At 39.5% G+C, this 19,141-nt stretch carries 16 protein-coding genes; 12 read left to right on the top strand and 4 right to left on the bottom strand.

All coding sequences use genetic code 11. The features are described 5' to 3' along the window. Positions 1-128: 128 nt before the first annotated feature. From RTK36_RS00320 to RTK36_RS00310, 3 genes are all read left to right on the top strand, one after another. Positions 129-1,118 (top strand): NAD(P)H-dependent glycerol-3-phosphate dehydrogenase, encoded by a 990-nt coding sequence (locus tag RTK36_RS00320; RefSeq protein WP_312043160.1) that lies wholly within the window; start codon positions 129-131, stop codon positions 1,116-1,118. 349 nt (positions 1,119-1,467) lie between these two features. Further along, positions 1,468-2,013, top strand: a complete 546-nt coding sequence (spoVT, locus tag RTK36_RS00315) for a stage V sporulation protein T (RefSeq protein ID WP_312043158.1) — start codon at positions 1,468-1,470, stop codon at positions 2,011-2,013. Between the two features lie 277 nt (positions 2,014-2,290). Then, positions 2,291-2,506 (top strand): DUF1653 domain-containing protein, encoded by a 216-nt coding sequence (locus RTK36_RS00310; RefSeq protein WP_312043156.1) that lies wholly within the window; start codon positions 2,291-2,293, stop codon positions 2,504-2,506. Between the two features lie 58 nt (positions 2,507-2,564). Here the strand turns inward: RTK36_RS00310 and RTK36_RS00305 are convergent, their stop codons facing one another. Both RTK36_RS00305 and RTK36_RS00300 read right to left on the bottom strand, forming a co-directional pair. Beyond that, complete coding sequence (locus RTK36_RS00305; RefSeq protein WP_312043154.1) at positions 2,565-3,452, bottom strand: type II CAAX endopeptidase family protein; 888 nt, start codon at positions 3,450-3,452, stop codon at positions 2,565-2,567. A gap of 66 nt (positions 3,453-3,518) precedes the next feature. After that, entirely contained in the window at positions 3,519-4,739 is a 1,221-nt protein-coding gene (locus RTK36_RS00300) for an AI-2E family transporter (RefSeq protein WP_312043151.1), read from the bottom strand. Positions 4,740-5,110: 371 nt separating this feature from the next. On the opposite strand from RTK36_RS00300, the gene RTK36_RS00295 reads away from it, so the two are divergent. The 7 genes from RTK36_RS00295 (at position 5,111) to mgtE (ending at position 13,053) form a co-directional block, all read left to right on the top strand. Continuing rightward, entirely contained in the window at positions 5,111-6,076 is a 966-nt protein-coding gene (locus RTK36_RS00295) for an AAA family ATPase (RefSeq protein ID WP_312043149.1), read from the top strand. Then, positions 6,073-6,930, top strand: a complete 858-nt coding sequence (locus RTK36_RS00290) for a DUF58 domain-containing protein (protein WP_312043146.1) — start codon at positions 6,073-6,075, stop codon at positions 6,928-6,930. The genes RTK36_RS00295 and RTK36_RS00290 overlap by 4 nt, the downstream gene beginning before the upstream one ends. A 266-nt stretch (positions 6,931-7,196) precedes the next feature. After that, positions 7,197-7,505, top strand: a complete 309-nt coding sequence (locus tag RTK36_RS00285; protein WP_312043144.1) for a MazG-like family protein — start codon at positions 7,197-7,199, stop codon at positions 7,503-7,505. A gap of 30 nt (positions 7,506-7,535) precedes the next feature. Then, on the top strand, positions 7,536-9,506 hold the full coding sequence (locus RTK36_RS00280) for a DHH family phosphoesterase (protein ID WP_312043142.1): 1,971 nt from the start codon (positions 7,536-7,538) through the stop codon (positions 9,504-9,506). Position 9,507: 1 nt separating this feature from the next. Then, the gene (gene rplI / locus RTK36_RS00275; RefSeq protein ID WP_312043140.1) at positions 9,508-9,954 is read left to right on the top strand and encodes a 50S ribosomal protein L9; all 447 of its coding nucleotides are present in this window, start codon (positions 9,508-9,510) and stop codon (positions 9,952-9,954) included. Between the two features lie 20 nt (positions 9,955-9,974). Then, positions 9,975-11,321, top strand: coding sequence for a replicative DNA helicase (gene dnaB, locus RTK36_RS00270; RefSeq protein ID WP_312043139.1), 1,347 nt, complete (start codon positions 9,975-9,977; stop codon positions 11,319-11,321). 388 nt (positions 11,322-11,709) lie between these two features. After that, on the top strand, positions 11,710-13,053 hold the full coding sequence (gene mgtE, locus RTK36_RS00265; RefSeq protein ID WP_312043406.1) for a magnesium transporter: 1,344 nt from the start codon (positions 11,710-11,712) through the stop codon (positions 13,051-13,053). A 196-nt stretch (positions 13,054-13,249) separates the two neighbouring features. On the opposite strand, the gene RTK36_RS00260 is transcribed toward mgtE, so the two are convergent. Both RTK36_RS00260 and RTK36_RS00255 read right to left on the bottom strand, forming a co-directional pair. Beyond that, positions 13,250-14,638, bottom strand: a complete 1,389-nt coding sequence (locus RTK36_RS00260; RefSeq protein ID WP_312043137.1) for a sodium-dependent transporter — start codon at positions 14,636-14,638, stop codon at positions 13,250-13,252. A 525-nt stretch (positions 14,639-15,163) separates the two neighbouring features. Further along, a complete protein-coding gene (locus RTK36_RS00255; RefSeq protein ID WP_312043135.1) occupies positions 15,164-17,053 on the bottom strand; it encodes an LTA synthase family protein in 1,890 nt (629 codons plus the stop codon). 417 nt (positions 17,054-17,470) lie between these two features. Between RTK36_RS00255 and RTK36_RS00250 the strand changes: the two genes are divergently transcribed. Next, complete coding sequence (locus RTK36_RS00250; protein ID WP_312043133.1) at positions 17,471-18,652, top strand: LCP family protein; 1,182 nt, start codon at positions 17,471-17,473, stop codon at positions 18,650-18,652. A 21-nt stretch (positions 18,653-18,673) separates the two neighbouring features. Continuing rightward, on the top strand, positions 18,674-19,141 hold a 468-nt coding region (locus RTK36_RS00245), incomplete at its 3' end, for an LCP family glycopolymer transferase (protein ID WP_312043130.1).

The following is a 19,141-nucleotide window of genomic DNA, read 5'->3' as shown; positions in this document are numbered from 1 at the left end:
TTTTACTGCATTGGCGGTTTTGGCAACTTGGCTTCATAGAGCAAACATTAGACGGTTAATATCCGGCACGGAAAATAAATTTACACTGCATAAAAATGTGCAGTAGGAGTATATTGGAGGTGGCAACAGTGAAAAAAGTTGCAGTAATCGGTTCGGGCAGTTGGGGAACAGCTTTGGCTGTGATGCTTCAAAAACATGGACATGACGTTGTCATTTGGTCCAGACGGCAGAATGCAGTGGAACAAATGCAAAAAGAGAGAGAAAATAAAGAGTATTTGCCTGGTGTAATATTGCCGGAAGGCTTAAAGTTTACAGCAGAACGTGAGAATGCGGTGAAGGACGCAGAAATCATTATTCTTTCGGTACCTTCTAAAGCTGTGCGCCAAACTGCCATGGATTTTGCTCCCCATTTTAAACCCAATCAGGTTTTGGTGAATGTTGCCAAAGGGCTAGAGGAGAACAGCTTAAAACGTCTCTCTCAAGTGATTCAAGAATGTGTACCCCAATGTCAGGTTTGTGTTCTATCAGGGCCAAGCCATGCCGAGGAGGTAGCAAGAGAGATTCCCACAACTTGTTTAATTGCCTCTGAAAACGCAGAGACGGCAAAAATGGTACAAGGGGAATTTATGAATCCTAGATTTCGTCTTTACACCAACACCGACATGGTTGGGGTAGAAATGGGTGCGGCATTGAAAAATGTTATGGCTCTTGCAGCAGGTATTTCTGATGGGTTAGGCTTTGGTGATAATACGAAAGCTGCGATTATGACTCGTGGTATTGCGGAAATGAGCCGCCTGGGGATTGAGATGGGCGGGAAACTTGAAACCTTTGCTGGCCTTTCTGGAATCGGAGATTTAATTGTAACTTGTACCAGCATGCACTCAAGAAACCGCAGAGCCGGTATTTTATTAGGCCAAGGGAAAAGCCTTGCGGAGACCCTTGCGGAAATTAAAATGGTTGTAGAAGGCGTAAATACTGTGGAGGCAGCGTATACACTGGCAAAAGAGCATAATGTGGAAATGCCCATTACCAATGCGATTTATGAAGTATTGTTCCAAGGAAAGAATGCGGAACAGGCAGTTCTAGATTTGATGAGCAGAGATGGTAAGGCAGAATGAGAATAAGGATGCTCCAATTATATAGATTGGGGCATTTTTTTGTGCCATTCTGACTGAGTTTTAAAGAAAGTTTTCCGTTAATCCTTTGTTTCCCATTTTTTCTGAGAAAGTTAAAAAAATTGCTTTTTTATTTTGTATAACTATCCTGTTACTATTCTAAAAACAAAAAGTATTTTCTTTTCTTTCATCTGTTGCCGGTTTTCCAAATGTAGATTTTTATGAGAAGTTATATCGAAATTTTATTTTTTATTCTATGTTAGGAGTAGGTATATTTTCTTTTCTTTTACAAATAATACAAGCACAAGGAAATCAAATGTAACAACCTTATTTGTAAACGGAGGTATTTTCTATGAAAGCGACGGGAATCGTAAGAAGAATAGATGATTTAGGAAGGGTGGTTATCCCAAAGGAAATTCGACGCACATTGCGCATTAGAGAAGGAGATCCATTGGAAATATTCACCGATAGAGAGGGTGAAATTATTTTAAAGAAATATTCACCTATTGGTGAACTGGGGACGTTTGCGAAAGAATATGCAGAGAGCTTGGCACAAACTGCCGGACATGTAACCTGTATTGTTGATAAAGATCAGATTATTGCCGTTTCCGGCGGCTCCAAAAGAGAACTGTATGAAAAACACATTAGTCCAGAGATGGAAAAGTGTATTAATCGAAGAACAACGTTGATTGCCGATAAAAGCGACAGCAATTTTGTGCCAATTTTGGATGACGACAGCATGGAGGGTTATAATCATCAGTTGATTACCCCTATTATTGCTGAAGGTGATGCCATGGGCGCTATTATCTTCCTCTCAAAGGATAAAAAGATGGGAGAGGTTGAGGGCAAACTTGCCCAAACAGCAGCAGGATTTTTGGGTAAACAGATGGAACAGTAAGCGTTCGGTTATAGTTCAATGAATAAACTACCCTTTGAATTGAATTTGAAGTATAAAAACGGGATCCGTAAGCAGAACGGATGCCGTTTTTTAATGCTAATTTTCTAGAGTTGTAAGGGGAGAAAAAATATGATAGGCTTTAGAAGTTATTATCATGTGGCTTATAAAAAAACAGGTATTTTATGAGAAGTGATGCGTTGCATCAACGCAACAATAGTAGAAATTAAAGACGCTGTAGAAGCAACGTATGATGTAAGTGAGAAAGGAAAAGGTCAAAATGAGTATTGTAATTGGCGGAATTTATGAGCATTATAAAGGGAAAAAATACTGTGTAGTGGGAGTTGCAAAACATTCTGAAACACTAGAGGAAATGGTGGTATATCGCCAACTTTACGGTGAGTATGGTCTATGGGTGAGACCAAAGGAAATGTTTCTGGAAGCGGTAAGAGTAGATGGGAATGAGATTCCTCGCTTTCGTCTAACACAAGGATAAGGCGATGTTCAATTAAAATGGCACCCTTCCTGTAAAAGGAGGGGTGCCAGATTGTTCTTTATAATAAGTAATCCAGATATGGTAGGATGCCAAATATTAGAAATAGTCCAAATACACAAAAAATAGGAATTGAGAGAAATCTCTCTTTTGATCCATCTTTTGGAATATGGGTATTTTTAACGGGGTTGATTTTCAAAAACTGATAAAGAATCAGTCCTAAAAATGGTAGTGAAATAAATGCACCTATGCCGGTATAAAGAAGCAGGATGGTGTTGCTTGGCATATCCATTGTGGCAACATCCTCAGCCGTAGGGAGGTACATACTGATTACGTTTGTTGCATTAATAATAAAATGTGGGATAATGGAGGCCCAAATAGACCCTGTTCTTTCCACCAAAAAACAGAAAAATAATCCTGCAAAGAATGCATAGGGAAATTGCTGTGGATTCATATGCAAAAGTCCGAATAAAAGGGCGGTGCAAAAAATCGCTTTCCAAGTACCTAAACGACGGTAACCTGAAAGGAACACACCTCGCAAAGAGAGTTCCTCTAAGAATGCCGGTAAAATTGCCATGGTGATTAAGGTTCCCAGAAAGCTGGTTCCATCCAATGCATCTGCAAATTCTTGAGCAACATTTGGAAAGAACATGGAGGTGAAGAAAGAAAGAAAACGCATAAGTGGCTGTATGGCAAAGCCAAATGCGATAATTAACAATAAGTTTTTCCATCCCAACGGGTATAAACGAAAAACCTCCTTAGGATTTTTTTTCGTCCATATAAAGTAACCAATAATGGGAACGGTACAATATACAATTTGAACGATACTTGAAAACCAGACATAGGGGATTTTTTGCATCACGGGTATGAGATACAAAAGCTGTCCGCTCACAATAAAAAAGCCAAAAAAGATTAACGCAAATAAATTTGTTTGTTTGGTTTGATTCATTTTTTTCCTCCGAAAAGTCCGTAGGACAGTCTTTGAAAAGCCTAGTCCTTCTTTTTATGTTTCGGCTTACGCCTCGGGCGGGGATGCTTGCTTATGGGTTTCCAAAGCAAGGGGATCATTTTCTGTATATTTCTCTTGATATTTATGATTAATATATTCTGTTAAGAACATTTTAATGGTTGCTAAAACAGGTACACCAACAAACATACCAATAGGACCCATCAATGCTGCACCTAGGACTACCGCAAGAATAATCCAAATTGGGCTGATATCTAAGGAGTTTCCTAAAATTTTAGGACCCAAGAAGTTTCCGTCAAATTGTTGCAAAGCAAGAATGAACAATCCAACCCAAATTGCCGTAGTGGGATTCACCAAAAGTGAAATAATAATAGCGGGGATTGCACCAATAAATGGCCCAAAATATGGAATCATATTCGTTACACCCACAATTAAGCTCAGAATCAAAGGAAACGGTGCATTCAGCAGGGAAAAACCAATGAAGGCAAGAATCCCGATGATCAGAGAGTCCACTGCTTTACCAACGATAAAGTTTTGAAAGATTCGATTGATTCGTTGGGCATTATAAACAAGGTGTTCTGCGCTTTTGCGGCTTGAAATGGCATAAACGATTTTTAATGCATGATTTCTGAAATTCTCTTTATCATACAGCATGTAAAAAGAGATAAAAATGGCCATGACAATATCAACTGTAATTTTACCTACAGAATACAGGTTTGTTAGAATATTGGTAATCAGCGCCGGCACGTTTTGGAAGATGCCCATAATTGGAGCCAGCAATTTATTTAGGATATTGTTTACATCTTCTGCATTGATAAAATGGATGCGGTTAAAAAGGTCTGTGGTAGATTCATTTAACTGTGCCGAGTAGGTTGACAGCTGTGACACAAAGGAGACAACGGAACCCTTTAGTTCGGGAACAAGATAAATAAAAATCCAGAATATACCCCCAATAATAATAATGTAATTGATTAGAATACAAAAAATTCGAGTGGGTTTTTTATAGTTTTGGGCTTTCGGTATAGATTTCAAAAACAATCTTTCAAAGAACTTCATAAATGGGTTCATAATATATGCGATAGCAAAACCTAAAAAAAATGGAGAACCCAAGCGCAATATGGTAATAAGACAAGTGTGGATTACATTTCCTAAATGAGGTAGGTGTCCAATTATTTTTTCAAATAAAATAATGGCTGCTGCCACTGCAAATAGATACAACGATATTTTTAAATAGGACTTATCTAGGTTTTTAAAATCAATTTTTTTCATAGGTATTCCCCTTAGTTTCTTTGTAAAATTTTATCTTACATTAAATATAATACTATGAATTACACAATATTTCCATAGCAATTAGGTTAAAATTAAAGAGCATCAAATATTCGCTTGCATTTACCAATAAAAAAGGTAATTAAAAAACACTTCAAACCAAAGTTTTGTAAAAAAGTGTGATGCAAGCTTTTTCATAAGAATTTTATTTTTTAGTATAAAGGCCTTTTTTATGAGGTTTTCTGATAGTATACATGCCCTTTTTTAAGAAAAACAAAACAAATTCCTTATATTTCTTTACGTTTTTCCCCTTTGATTGACGGAAGAAGTCCATAGACCGTATAATGTAGTCAAGGAAAAAGGAGGTTTGCCAAATGAATGAGGAAAAGATTCGCCAGTTTGGGGCGGAATTTGAAAAAATAGAAGCTGAAATAGGCACAGTTATCATTGGACAAAAGGATTTGATTCGTGGCGTGCTAACATCTATGATTGCAGGAGGTAATGTTTTACTGGAAGGATTGCCTGGACTTGGAAAGACACATCTGGTTAAAACCATTGGAAAGGTTTTGGATTTGGAATTTTCAAGAATTCAGTTTACCCCTGACCTGATGCCTGCCGATGTTACGGGAACCTCTGTGATGACTAAAAATCCCAAGGGAGAAATGGGGCTGGAGTTTCGGAAGGGTCCCATTTTTTCAAATATCGTTTTGGCGGATGAAATCAACAGAGCGACACCCAAAACCCAGAGTGCTTTGCTGGAAGCAATGCAAGAGCACACAGTAACTAGCGGAAATACAACATATACATTGCCCGAGCCATTCTTTGTGTTGGCAACACAGAATCCGTTGGAATCTGAGGGAACTTATCCGTTGCCGGAAGCACAGATGGATCGTTTTTTATTCAAGCTAGATGTGGCATTTCCCACAAAGGCTGAACTTTTGGAGATTGTAACTTCCACCACAACGGGGAGACCAAAAGAGGCAAACAAAATTTGCAGTCAGGAACAGCTTTTGGAAATGCGGGAGATTGCCAAAGAGGTACCCGTGGCTACCCCTGTGGCAGAATATATTATGGATGTTGTTCTAAAGAGCCATCCTGATTACGATCAGGCACCGGAAATGGTAAAGAAATATGTACGCTATGGTGCAAGCCCCAGAGGTGCCCAGGCAATTATGATGACGGCAAGGGTTTATGCACTGATGGCAGGGCGCTATAATGTGGCTTATGATGATGTGAAGGCAGTGGCAAAGGGGGCTCTGCGTCATCGTATTTTCTTAAATTTTGAAGGGATGGCAGATGGTGTTACAGTAGATCAAATCATTGAGGCGTTGTTGATATGAGAACGTTACAAGAGATATTTACAAAGGAATATTTATTACAGCTAGAAAAGCTCTCCGTTTCGTTACGCCAAAGGCTTAGTGTTGAGGGCTACAGCGGAGCGAGGAAATCCCATGCAAAGGGCAGTTCTTTGGAGTTTTCTGATTTTCGGGAATACATCATGGGGGACGATCTTCGGAGAGTGGATTGGAATAGCTACGGGCGTTTCGGCAAGCTTTATGTAAAGGTTTTTATGGAAGAGAAGCAGGCAGAAATCAATCTTTTTTTGGATTGTAGCTCTTCCATGGAAAAAGGAGAGAAGTTTTTGCAGGCAAAGGCAATCACTGCATCCTTGGCCTATATCAGCCTTTGTAGTGGTGACCATGTGAATTTGTTTCTTTGGAATGATTCAATCTTCCTGGAAAAACGAGGAGTTGCTCAAAAAAACGGCTTTTTTGAACTCCTTAACTTGCTGGACAAGGCAGAAAGTGGCGGAGGATCTAATCTTTTGCGGGCAGGGCTTTACAGCGGCAAGTTGGGAAGAGGTATTTCTTTTGTAATTTCTGATTTTTTTACTGAGGCCCCTTTAGAGGAAGCTTTACGTGTTTTGCAGGGGAAAAAGCAACAGGTTTGTTTGGTGCAGATTTTAGCATCTGAGGAAGAACAGCCGAAGGAGGGACAAGCGGTACGTCTTGTAGATTCTGAAACTGGCGAAACCTGTGATTTGGAATTAACCCCTTCTGTACTAAAGGCATATGATAAAGCATTGAAGGAGCATAGAGCCGCTTTGGGTGAGCTTTGTCATCGTTCGGGAGCGGCATTTTACGGAATGAAGGAAGATACGCCTCTTTTTGCTGCAATGAGAGAAGTGCTCTAAATAGTAGATTAAGCTGAAATAGTCATTAGAACTGTTTCGGCTTTTTTTGTTGAATACTGCCTTGTCCGTAATGACTATTAAATGAGATTTGCGAGAGAAAGACCTAGAATCAAGCTTGATAAGGGCATAATTTGGTGTATCAGGGCGAACCATTTATTTTTTAAAATGTCCAAGGGATAGTTTCATGTTGAGATAGACAAAAGTTTATGCTATAATATATTATTGCATATAATAACCAAAACCATCTAATAGGAGGCGGTTTTTAAATGAACGGAAAGGATTTCGATGTTGCTAAACATGTTAAAATGACAGAAAATTTACAGTGCAGGATGCTATCGTCTGTGGCGCAATTTTATACGGCGATGCAGGAAAATGCTACAAAAGGGCAGAAAGCAGAAATATTAGCCGATTTGGAGATTGTGATGTATCTTTTAGCGGCTAGAATGGGTATTTCTAAACAAACCCTTGATGAAAAGGCTACAGCAAAACTAAAGCTTGGCCTTTTGGAGGAGGAAAGACCTGAATGGAAAACCCCTTTATTGGAATTGCTCCGAGAGCTGGGACAAAAGGCGTGAAGGAAACCATTGGGTTTTGGAGGCGTGTAAATGTTTAAATCTAAAAAGCGAGACAACGTAATACTTGCTATCATATTGATTGTAGTTGTTGTTTTTGTGTGTACCTTAGTGGATATTTATTTAGGGATTGGTACATTAATTGGTGGTGGTGCTGTTTTTTTTGGCTGGCCGCTTTTAAAAGAGTTATATGTGCCCTTTGAGGGAGTCAATGAGGAGACTCTTTCCTTTTTGGATACTGCAGTTTTGCAGGAAAATTTTCAGATTCCTCATAATCTTCCAATTCCATATGCTGTTTTGGACATCCGTGGACACATTCTAATGTATAATGAAAAATTTGCAGAAGTGTTTACTGATATTGAAGATGCAACACCCGTTATTGAAAAGTTGTTAAAAAACAGCGGCGGTGGCAAAAGCATATTGATTCCTTTTGGCGATAAAAGTTTTGAGGCGGCTTTGGATCATTGTGATATTATTGAGGAAAATGGTGCCATTGGTACGGTTTTGACCATGACAATGGTAGATGTTACAGAAAGACAGCAGCTGGCTGTAAGCTTGTCAGAGCAGGAAACCGTTGTAGGTATGATTTTCTTAGATAACTATGAGGAAGTTGTGGACAACTTGGATGAAAGCCGTTGGCCCATTTTATCGGCATTGATTGACAGAAAATTAAATCAACTGGCCCAAGATGTAGACGGTGTAATCAGAAAGCTGGAGAAGGATCGATACTTCTTTTTGATGAAAAAGGGTATGCTGTTGCAATTAAAAGAAAAGAAATTTGAAATCTTAAACGATATTCGAGAAATTAGCGTGGGAGATCATATTCCCGTAACTGTTAGCATGGGCATAGGCATAGGTGGCAATTCATTGGATGAATCCATGCAATATGCAAAAGCCTCCATCGACTTAGCTTTAGGCAGAGGTGGTGACCAAGTTGTTGTAAAGGAGGGCGAAAGCTTTGTTTTCTACGGCGGTAAGACAGGGGAAATGGGGCGCAATGCCCGCATTCGTGCTAGAGTAAAGGCGGATGCTCTATGGGAGCTCATGGGTGAGTCTTCGGGAATTCTGGTTATGGGCCATAAGAACGGAGATTTGGACAGTATGGGTGCTTGTTTGGGTATTTGTGCTATTGCAAGAGCCATGGACAAAAGATGCAATATTGTAATGGATGAAGTAGGCGTTGGTATACGCAGACTTTGGGATAAAATGATGGCCAATGGCAGTCATATGAATCTAACGTTGAAAACAGGGGAAGCCTTAAAAACCATGGATGCAAAAACTTTGGTCATAATTGTGGATACCCATCGCAAAACCATGGTGGAAAGCCCTCAAGTGTTAGAAGCGGCAAAAAGAATTGTTTTATTTGATCACCACAGAAAAAGTGCAGATGCCATTGATCAAGCAGTTTTGGTTTATCATGAGGCCTATGCATCCTCAACAGCTGAGCTCATAACCGAGATGATTCAGCATATAGGAAAAAGGGTCAAGCTTACCAGTGATGAAGCGGATGCACTTTTAGCGGGCATTACTGTAGACACAAAGAATTTCTGTGTGAAAACAGGAGCAATTACCTTTGAAGCGGCAGGATTTTTACGTCGTAACGGGGCAGACAGCATTCGAGTAAGGTTATTATTCCAAAATGATATGGATGCCTATAAAGCAAAGGCTTCCACAGTAAAGGATGCAGAGTTGTTTATGGGCAATATTGCCATATCAGTCTGCCCTGCTAACGTGGAAAATTCAACGCTGACGGCAGCTCAAGCGGCGGATGAGTTGATGAATGTAACAGGGGTTAAGGCGTCCTTTGTATGCTGCAAGGTGGGGGATACGGTGTATATCAGCGCCCGCAGCTTTGGAGATATTAACGTACAAAGAATTATGGAAAGATTAGGCGGCGGTGGACACCTTACGGTTTCTGGAGCACAGCTTCAAAATGTTACCACTGAAGAAGCAAAAGATGCCATTCGCCATGCCATTGAAGAATATTTGAAGGAGGAAGCGTAATATGAAAGTGATTTTATTACAAGATGTAAAAAGTGTTGGTAAAAAAGGTGAATTAGTGAATGCAAGTGAAGGCTATGCAAAGAATTTCTTGTTCCCCAAAAAGCTTGCAGTGGAAGCTACCAAGTCTAATTTAAATGACTTTGAATTAAAGCAAAAATCCGAAGAAAAGAGAAAGCAGGAGGAACTGGAAAATGCTCAGAAGATTGCTGAGAATTTGAAGGAGCAGGTTGTTACAATAAAGGTGAAAACAGGCGGAAACGGTAAATTATTCGGTTCTGTTACAAATAAAGAAGTTGCTGACGCCATTGTGGAACAAACCAAACAGGATATTGATAAAAAGAAGGTTTCTATCGGCGACCCCATTAAAATGGTTGGAGAAAGAACGGCAACCATTAAACTGCACCCTAAAGTTACAGCAGAAGTTACAATCAAAATAGTAGAGATTTAATTAAAGCGGAGGCGGAATACATGGAACAGCAAAAACAAAATGAAAATATCCGTGGTGTGCCGCCCCACGATGAAACAGCGGAACAGGCTGTATTAGGCTCGATGTTTTTGGACAGAGAGGCGGCATCGGTTGCCCTAGAAATTCTTTCTGGAGAAGATTTTTATCGTCCTGACCATAGAATGGTTTTTGAGGCGGCGGAAGAATTGTACCGTCAAGCATCTCCTATTGATGTGGTTACAGTGAAAAACAAGCTAGAAGAAAAGGGCGTATTTGAGCAGGTTGGTGGTGTGCCTTTTTTGGCCACCCTTTCCACCGCTGTTGGTAGTTCAGTGAATGTACGCCACTATGCGGCAATTGTTGAAGAGAAATCTGTTTTGCGTCGTTTGATTCGTACAGCGGGAAATCTCTCTCAAATGAGCTTTGAGGGAAAAGAATCCATCAACAGCATAATGGATCAGGCAGAAAAAAGTATCTTCGATATTATGCAGAAACGTCATTCTGAGGAGTTTCATCATATTAGAGATATTGCTGTTGATTCCATTGAAAAAATAGAAGACATTTACCGCTCTAAAGGAAAGCTAACAGGAGTGCCTACAGGATTTGTTGATTTTGATGCAAAGACTGCGGGACTGCAAAAGTCAGATTTAGTGCTTCTTGCCGCCCGACCCTCTATGGGGAAAACTGCCTTTGCATTGAATATGATCCAAAATGCGGCAATCAGAGGTAATGTGCCTGTGGCTGTTTTTTCGCTGGAAATGAGTCGAGAGCAGTTGGTAAACCGTATGCTTTGTTCGGAAGCAATGCTGGATGCCCAAAAACTTAGAACGGGAGAATTAAATGATAAGGATTGGGAGGATTTGATTCGTGCCATGGGGCCTCTGTCCCAAGCGCCAATTTATATTGATGATACCCCAGGTATTTCTCCTATGGACGTGCGCTCAAAATGCCGCCGCTTGAAAGTTGAAAAAGGTTTAGGGCTGATTGTAATCGACTACTTACAGTTAATGAGTGGTAACGGCAGAACAGACTCTAGACAACAAGAAATTTCCGAAATTTCCAGAAATCTAAAGGCAATTGCCCGTGAGATGGAATCGCCTGTTATTGCATTATCTCAGTTAAGCCGTGCCTGTGAGCAGAGAAGTGACCATAGACCTATGCTATCTGACTTGCGTGAATCCGGTGCCATAGAGCAGGATGCCGACGTTGTAGCATTTCTTTATCGGGATGAATATTACTTCCCCGAAACAGAGAAAAAGAATCAGGCGGAATTGATTATTGCAAAGCAAAGAAATGGCCCAACGGGTACTGTCGATTTGACTTGGATGGGACAGTATACAAAGTTTGGAAATTTCCTGAAGAAGTATTAATAATCACTAATTTAATATGATGACATTGAAAAATGCATTTCATTTTTGTGTTTTTATCATAGCGAATTTTGGTGATGAAGTTTGAAAGTTTTCGAAGAAATTTCCCAAATGGTGTTGACGCGAAATTTTTTGAAGCATATACTAGATATATGTATTAATTTTTTTTATGAAAGCTGAGGTGGATTTGAATGGACGGTAAAAGTGAAAGTATACCTTTAGAGCCTGAGAGTTATCGAACGTATCAGTTTAATATTGCCGTGTATTTGGGTGTGCCTTATGACTTGGGCTAGACCCTTCGGTTCGTATGCCTTTTTTCGGATAATACACGGCGAATTTGGAAAAATAAGTCGTGTTTTTTTATTGGAACGGGGTGAAGATCATGGAGGAAATGCAGGAATTATTTGATTTTTTAGATAAATTAATGGAATCAGGGGAATATGCACAATTAAAAGAGGAAATGAACTCGGAGCAGCCTGCCAACGTGGCAGAATATTTTGAGGAATTGACAGCAGAAAAACAGCTTTTTGTTTTCCGTTTGCTAACCAAAGATATGGCGGCCGAGGTTTTTTCTTATATGGATAGTGATACCCAGGAGCATATTGTTCATTCAATAACTGATAGAGAAGTTCGCAATATTGTGGACGAGATGTTCTTGGATGATACGGTGGATTTTTTGGAAGAGGCACCTGCGAATCTTGTAAAGAAGGTTTTGCGCAATACAGATGCGGAAACAAGAAAGCTAATTAACCGCTTTTTGAATTATCCTGAGAATTCGGCAGGAAGTTTGATGACCATTGAGTTTGTGAAGCTGCACAGTAGCATGACAGTGGGTAATGCCATGAAGCAGATTAAGCGAACAGGAACAGACAAGGAAACGATTTATACTTGTTATGTTATAGATGATGAAAGGAAGTTAATCGGTGTTGTTCCACTAAGAACGTTGATATGTGCGGCGGATGATAATACCATTGATGAGTTGATGCAGGATGATGTTGTGTCTGTTCTGACTACGGATGATCAGGAAGAGGTTGCTAACATTTTTAAAAAGTACAACTGGATGGCTCTGCCTGTTACGGATACAGAAGGTCGTTTGGTGGGTATTATTACCGTAGATGACATTGTTGATGTCATTGAGCAGGAAACAACGGAAGATATGGAAAAGATGGCAGCGTTGATCCCATCTGACGAAGAGTATCTAAAAACGCCGGTCTTTGTATTAGCGAAAAACAGAATTGTTTGGCTTTCGGTTTTAATGATTTCCGGAACACTAAGCAGTTTTGTCATTGGCCATTTCAATAGTCTATTGGAGGTGGCTGTGGTACTTTCGGGGTTTATCCCCATTATTACAGGTACGGGGGGAAATGCAGGCTCACAGGCCTCTACTATGATTATTCGTGGTATGGCCTTGGGAGAAATCGAGATAAGCGATGCACTAAAGGTTGTTTGGAAGGAAATCCGTGTTGGCATTTTATGTGGTGTTGCATTAGGATTAATTAATATGCTGAAAATGACTTTGGTAAATCGTAATACTGGCTTTTGGATTGATTTTTCTGTATCGATCAGTATGGCAGCAGGGGTTATTTTAGCGAAAACCATTGGTTGCTTGCTTCCAATTTTAGCAAAGTGTTTAAAACTTGATCCGGCAATGATGGCAGGTCCATTGATTTCTACTGTGGTCGATGCTGTTGCGTTGGTAATTTACTTTAGTATCGCAACTGTGTTGGTTTTATGAGTTTTTTTATTTTATGGATTATGGATCTTTAAAAAGCGGTGGACATAAAAAACGTTGTCCTCGCTTTTTATATGTTCTTGAAATATTGGAATATCAATTTTTCTAAAGTTATATTAGAATATGAAATTTATAAAAGGGTGTCGACGAAGTCGACACCCTTTAAAAATTATCAAATTCAATTATAACTTAGTACAAATTAGGAAATAGACATACCCAACAGTAAGCCTGCTACAATAATACACAAGATACCGGCAGGTGCAGCAAATTTCACCAGGAATGCCCATAAAGGAGCGAGACCGAATTTATATTTACCATCGGAGGTCGCTTCCTTAATTGCGTTATCAGTGCCCCAAATCCAACCAACGAATACAGTCGTAAAGAATGCACCAAAAGGCAACAGCAAACGGTCAGTCAGGTATTCCATAAAGTCGCCGAAGATCGGGAATTCAATGCCGTTCACAGACCACCAGATACCCTTGATTGGCAGGTATGCCTGAGACAGTGTATAGAAGATACCAATAACGAACAAAACAATAGAAACAAGAACAACGGTTTTCTTACGTTCCATACCTTTTTCTTCAACCAGGAAGGCTACGGTACCTTCTAAGATAGAAATAGAGGAGGTAATTGCTGCAAAGAATAGCAATGCGTAGAATAACAAACCGAAAATAGTACCGCCGGGAATTGACTTGAATACACCAGCAAGTGTTGCGAAAGCAAAGCCGCCGCCCATACCGGGGTCAATGCCTGTTGCAAATACAGCAGGAATAATCATAAAGCCTGCAAATAAAGCTACACAAGTATCCAGAACACAAACTACGCCTGTATTGGTAATCAGGTTATCATCCTTGCTCAGGTAAGAAGCATAAGTGATCATAACGCCCATGCCTAAGGAAAGGGAGAAGAACGCCTGCCCAAGTGCTACAAGGAAAGAGTCGCGTGTGATTGTGGAAGGATCAAAGTGGAACATGTAAGCAACACCTTCGCCTGCGCCTGGCAATGTACAAGCACGAATCATCAAGCCTAACAACAAGATGAACAGTAAGGGCATAAGGAACTTGCTGAGTTTTTCAATACCTTCAGCAACGCCTCGGCTGATAATAAAAGATGTCAGACAGAGGAAGATGAGAGGGTAAATGATTGCGCCTTGCAGAGGGAAACCGTTAACGCCCAGCATGTTCAGGAAGTAACCTGTGGGGTCAGCGTATACTGTTGAAGATTCTGTAAGATAAGCAATAATATACTTGATGGTCCAGCCACCAACCTGACAATAATAACAGAGAATAATAAAACCAGTTAAAATTCCAAGACCGCCAACCCAGGAGTATTTTGCGTTAAGTTCCCGCAAAGCGCCTACTGCGTTCTTTTGTGTTTTACGACCAAGTGTAAATTCTGCAAGCATAACGGTCGTACCGATTAAAGCTACCATAAGTATGTAGATTACCAGGAAAGATCCACCGCCATTATTATATGCTTTGCCAGGGAATTTCCAAATGTTACCAAGACCCACTGCAGATCCAGCCGCAGAAAGGATAAAGCCTAGTTTGGAGCCAAATTGACCGCGGTTTTCTAATGATGCTGACATATAATTCCTCCTTAAAAAAATGAATAATTTCGTTTTGACTAAAGGCTAGTCAAATCCATCCAGCAACTACTCGCCACAAAAGTTTCGTGTGACGATAAAATGCTACATCTTAAGCCCTCCCTCCAAGTAGTATTGCATTTTTTGCCTAGTGACATCATTGTGACATTAGGCGGTTCACATACAATTTCCATAAACTCCAGATGGTGATGGATCGCTTTTTATTTTACACGAAAAATTAATCAAATTCAATAAAAAAAAGAAAAATAAATATTTTTTTTTGTGCGTTATAATATTCAGTTTTATAAAATACGTTTTAAGACCAAGGAATATAACCAAAAAATGTGATAAAACCACACATTTTTAAAAAAAACATCTTGATTTTTTATTCAATATTTTAGTGAAAAAACAGTGTTTTTGTATAATTATGTAGTTGTTTTATTTTTTAAATTATGATTGACAACTGTAAAAAATTTCATAAAAAGAAAAAAGCAGTGAAAAATTTCTCACTGCGAAAATTAATGGTGGTTATTTTTGTGCTGTTTGATCAAAAAGTTTATAGTATTGCCAATCACGAAGGCGATGTATTACATCAAGCTGTTCCTCTGTTGCTATATCTGAATATCCTCCCTTGCTATCAACAAAAATGTTATTTGTGCCTGCGGGGAGAACTTGTCGCGCATCGTTTGCATAATCGAAAAGAGGAGAGACCCCTTTCGTGTCTAACAGCTGAGTTAAAAGAGCTCCCAAATAATTGGAATTTATTACCCCGGATTCAGGGAGTTTTGCTCTGTCGGCAGTGTTGCTAAAGGGACACTGTTTTTTTGCGGCATCATTTTGCCAAATTAGAAAAGGTGTTTCGTATAAAGCAAGGCGCTCTTTCAATGTGCCATTTGGATCTATAGGATAATCTAAGAGGTCAAAAAATTCCATACCATTGGAGAATCCGGGAAGGTGATCCCCGAAGTAAACAATAACAATAGGTTCGGAGCTTTCTTGTGCATAATCTCTTAAACGACCTAATTCTTGATCTGCATCGTGAATTCCCTTAAAATACTGAGTTAATAAGTCCTTTTGAGTATCTGTCAATGGAATATCCGTATCAAAGCTTTTTGGCAGAGTGCCATAATGGCCATCGTAAGGGCCGTGGTTTTGTATGGTTACAGTAAAAGAAAATAGCGGTGTATCTTTCGTTTTAATGTGGGTGTCTAAACTTTCCAAAATGCGATCCATAGCTGCCTTATCGCTAATATATCCACCAATTCCTTGGGTTGCCAAGTCAAAAGAGGTTTCTAGAAAGTAATTGTTCTCAAAGCCTAAATTGGGATAGACATTTTTGCGGTTATAGAACCATTGATAACCGGGGTGAATGGCTTGGGTTTCGTATCCCATTTGTGCCAATCTTCGAGGCAGTGCATCAAAGGGCTGGCGGATAAAGTTATAGGACGGCAATGGATTGTTCAAAAGTCTGGTGGGGCATGCCGTTAAAACGTCGTACTCTGTGTTTGAAGTACCGCCACCAAAGCCTGGCACTACAATTTTACCACTTACTGCGTTTTTGCTGTTTGCCATCTCTTTAAAGTTTACCAAAGGGTCTTGATAATTAGAAAAGTCCAAATTGGGATTATCACTTAAGTCGGAAAAAGCTTCACCCATAATCATAACTATATGAGGCTTATTATTTGCTTGGGTCACGGTCTCAGAGCGTTCCAACTCATCAAAAAATGCTTTTTTGTAACCCTGAGGCGTGGTTATCCTTGTAATGTTAAATTGATGGCAGAAGGAATAAATCAATCCTTTGGAGTTATATTGGTTTACTTGAAAATAGGGGTTTCCCATGACAGCATATCTATCGTAGATGGCAACATTGGCATACAACAATGCGTTAGCACCATATCCGATCACAAGAAAGACCAAAAACCCGAGTATTCGCATTTTCCATAGGGGCTTTTCTCCTTTTGATAAATAGAAGGCTGAAGCCAAAAGAACGATGAGTGCCATGAAGGACAAGCCAACAAGGATAAGTTGAAGGCGTGGAAAGTTTTTGACGATGGCCCATACTTCCTTTGCTAAGGTTAAATCAGAAGGGAGCAGAGGTTCTTGGCGCATGGTTATTTTTATTTTGTCGACAAAGGATAAGAGAGTGAAAACAGCAGCCCCCAATGTGGCAGAGAAGACTGCCCTGCCAGATATAAAATAAACAAGCACTATTAATAGGAATACAGGTAAAATATTCAAGATAAATAATGCTGGATTATGTAAAAAGTTGATGAAGAGTAGATACAAGTGATTAGATGTAATGAGAAAGACTACCCCTGTTATGAAAACCGCGGCTGCGATTAGAAAAATCCATAGTCTATATTTTTTTAGAAATAAGAGAAGTTTATTTTCTTTATTGTTTGGGTTTGATTCTAACATACTGTAAGACCTCCAAAAAATTTTATTGCTTGCATTATACGGGCTTTTTCAATAAAAGTAAAGAAATTGCAAAATAATGACGAATTTTCTTTAAGAATTTTGTAAAATTTAACATAGAAATATCCTGTATAATCTAATTAAGGGCAAAAATACCTTATTAACCCCCAAAAAGTGGATTTACTAGGGCATGTGTTAAAACGATATAGAGTTTTGGGAAAAAAGTGTATTTTGTGAATGAAACTTGACAAATGACCGTTCTTTTTGTGCGTTCTAAACCTTGAAAGGTGCTGAAATTGTAGAAAAACAGCTTAGATTCATAAATGCTACTATTTTTTATTGTCAGTTTTTGCATGCTTTGGTATAATAAATAAGTTGTAGAATTGTCAGTCTAGACTGATGTTTGAGGAGAAGCGTAGAATGCGAAGAAAAAGAATAGATTATGAATATCGGGACAGACGTGATGAGATTAATATAAAGAGGCAGGTTGCTCGACGGCAGGAAGTAAGAGGACAGCGAAAAAGAGTTGAGCAAAAGCCAATTGCAAGGGTATACAAAGAAGTTCCACCCAAAGCGCCCCAAGGAAAACGAAATGTAAGGCGCAGAAGATTAGCACACAAAAGAAGGATGCAGGGATTTTTTATGGTTTTTGGCATTCTTTTTTTTCTGGGGTTAGCATATGGCGGTTCCAAGGCGTATGTAGCACTACAAAAATGGGAAGGAAAGGCTGAAAAACCGGCGTTTCAGGTATCGGCTTCGGCACCCTCTCAAATTGAGGATGAAATTATAAATCTAGCAATTCTTGGTACGGATGAGGATGGATTCCGCGCCGATGTGAGCATGATAGCTAGCTTTAATACAAGAACAAAGGCACTCAGCTTAATCGGTGTTCCCAGAGACACTCGAGTGGTGATGACTAATGAAATGACCTCAATTTTAGAAAAAAATGGGCGGACCGTTCCAAAAAGAGACGGCGTGTATGGAGAGTGCAAGTTAACAGAGTTGCATGCCTATGCCGGAGAGGGTAATCGCTGTGCCTTTTCCGTTAAGATGATGGAGGAAATTCTTGGAATACAGGTTGACTATTATGTTAAAGTAGATTTATCTGCATTTCGCGATATCGTCGATGCCATTGGTGGCGTGGATATGGAAGTGCAGGACAGGCTTTATTATGTTGATCCTTATCAGGATTTATATATTGACCTTCAACCAGGTTTACAACATTTGGATGGAAAAAAAGCAGAGCAATTGGTGCGTTTTCGAGAGGGATACGCCCAAAAGGATTTGAAAAGAATTCAGGTTCAACAGGATTTTATGAGAGTATTCTTGGCAAAAATCTGCAGTACTGAATCAATCATGAAAAATATGAGTAGTCTAATTCAAGTTGCTTTAGACAAGACGGAAAGCAATATCAAGCTTTCAGAAGCACTGAAATATGTGAAGTATTTAAAAGACATTGATCCTGCAAAAATGACAACGGTAACCATTCCTGGTGAAGGCGGTAAATTCTTTGATATGGATGAAGCGGGAACAAAGGCTTTGGTTCAAAGTTTAATTTATGGTATTGAAACCCCGGAATCGGAGCAAAATATGGCAGAATAAAAAAGACAGATAGGTGAGAAGATGAGCGGAAAACAAAGAAAGCCTGTACGGCAAGCGCAACGAACTACACCAAAGAAAAAAGGTTTTAACCCAGTGAAGGTGTTCTTTAAAATAGTAGTATCTATTGTTTTGGCATTTGTGATGCTGGCCGGTGGGGCTTGCTTTGCATATTACAAAATAACGGGGAATCCCCCTTTTGCAGATAAAGGAGTGATACGCAACAATGCCTCGGATACCAGTCTTTTAGATGCTTTTTTGAAGCGTAATATCAAAATGAATGTTGCGGTATTTGGCGTGGATAAGGACGGTACCCGTACGGACGTTATTTTTGTTGTCCATTATGATAGTGCGGCAGAGAGCCTCAATCTTGTTTCCTTACCGAGAGATACCAGAATTTCTCTTGCCGATGAGGTTAAAGCGAATATTAAAGCAGAAGGCCGTTCTTATAATCAGGTTACAAAGTTGAATGCAGTACATGCATACAGTGGC

The organism is Anaerotignum sp., assembly GCF_031981185.1.
In the GTDB taxonomy this organism is placed as follows: domain Bacteria; phylum Bacillota; class Clostridia; order Lachnospirales; family Anaerotignaceae; genus Chakrabartyella.
This window is presented reverse-complemented; position numbering and strand designations above follow the sequence as displayed.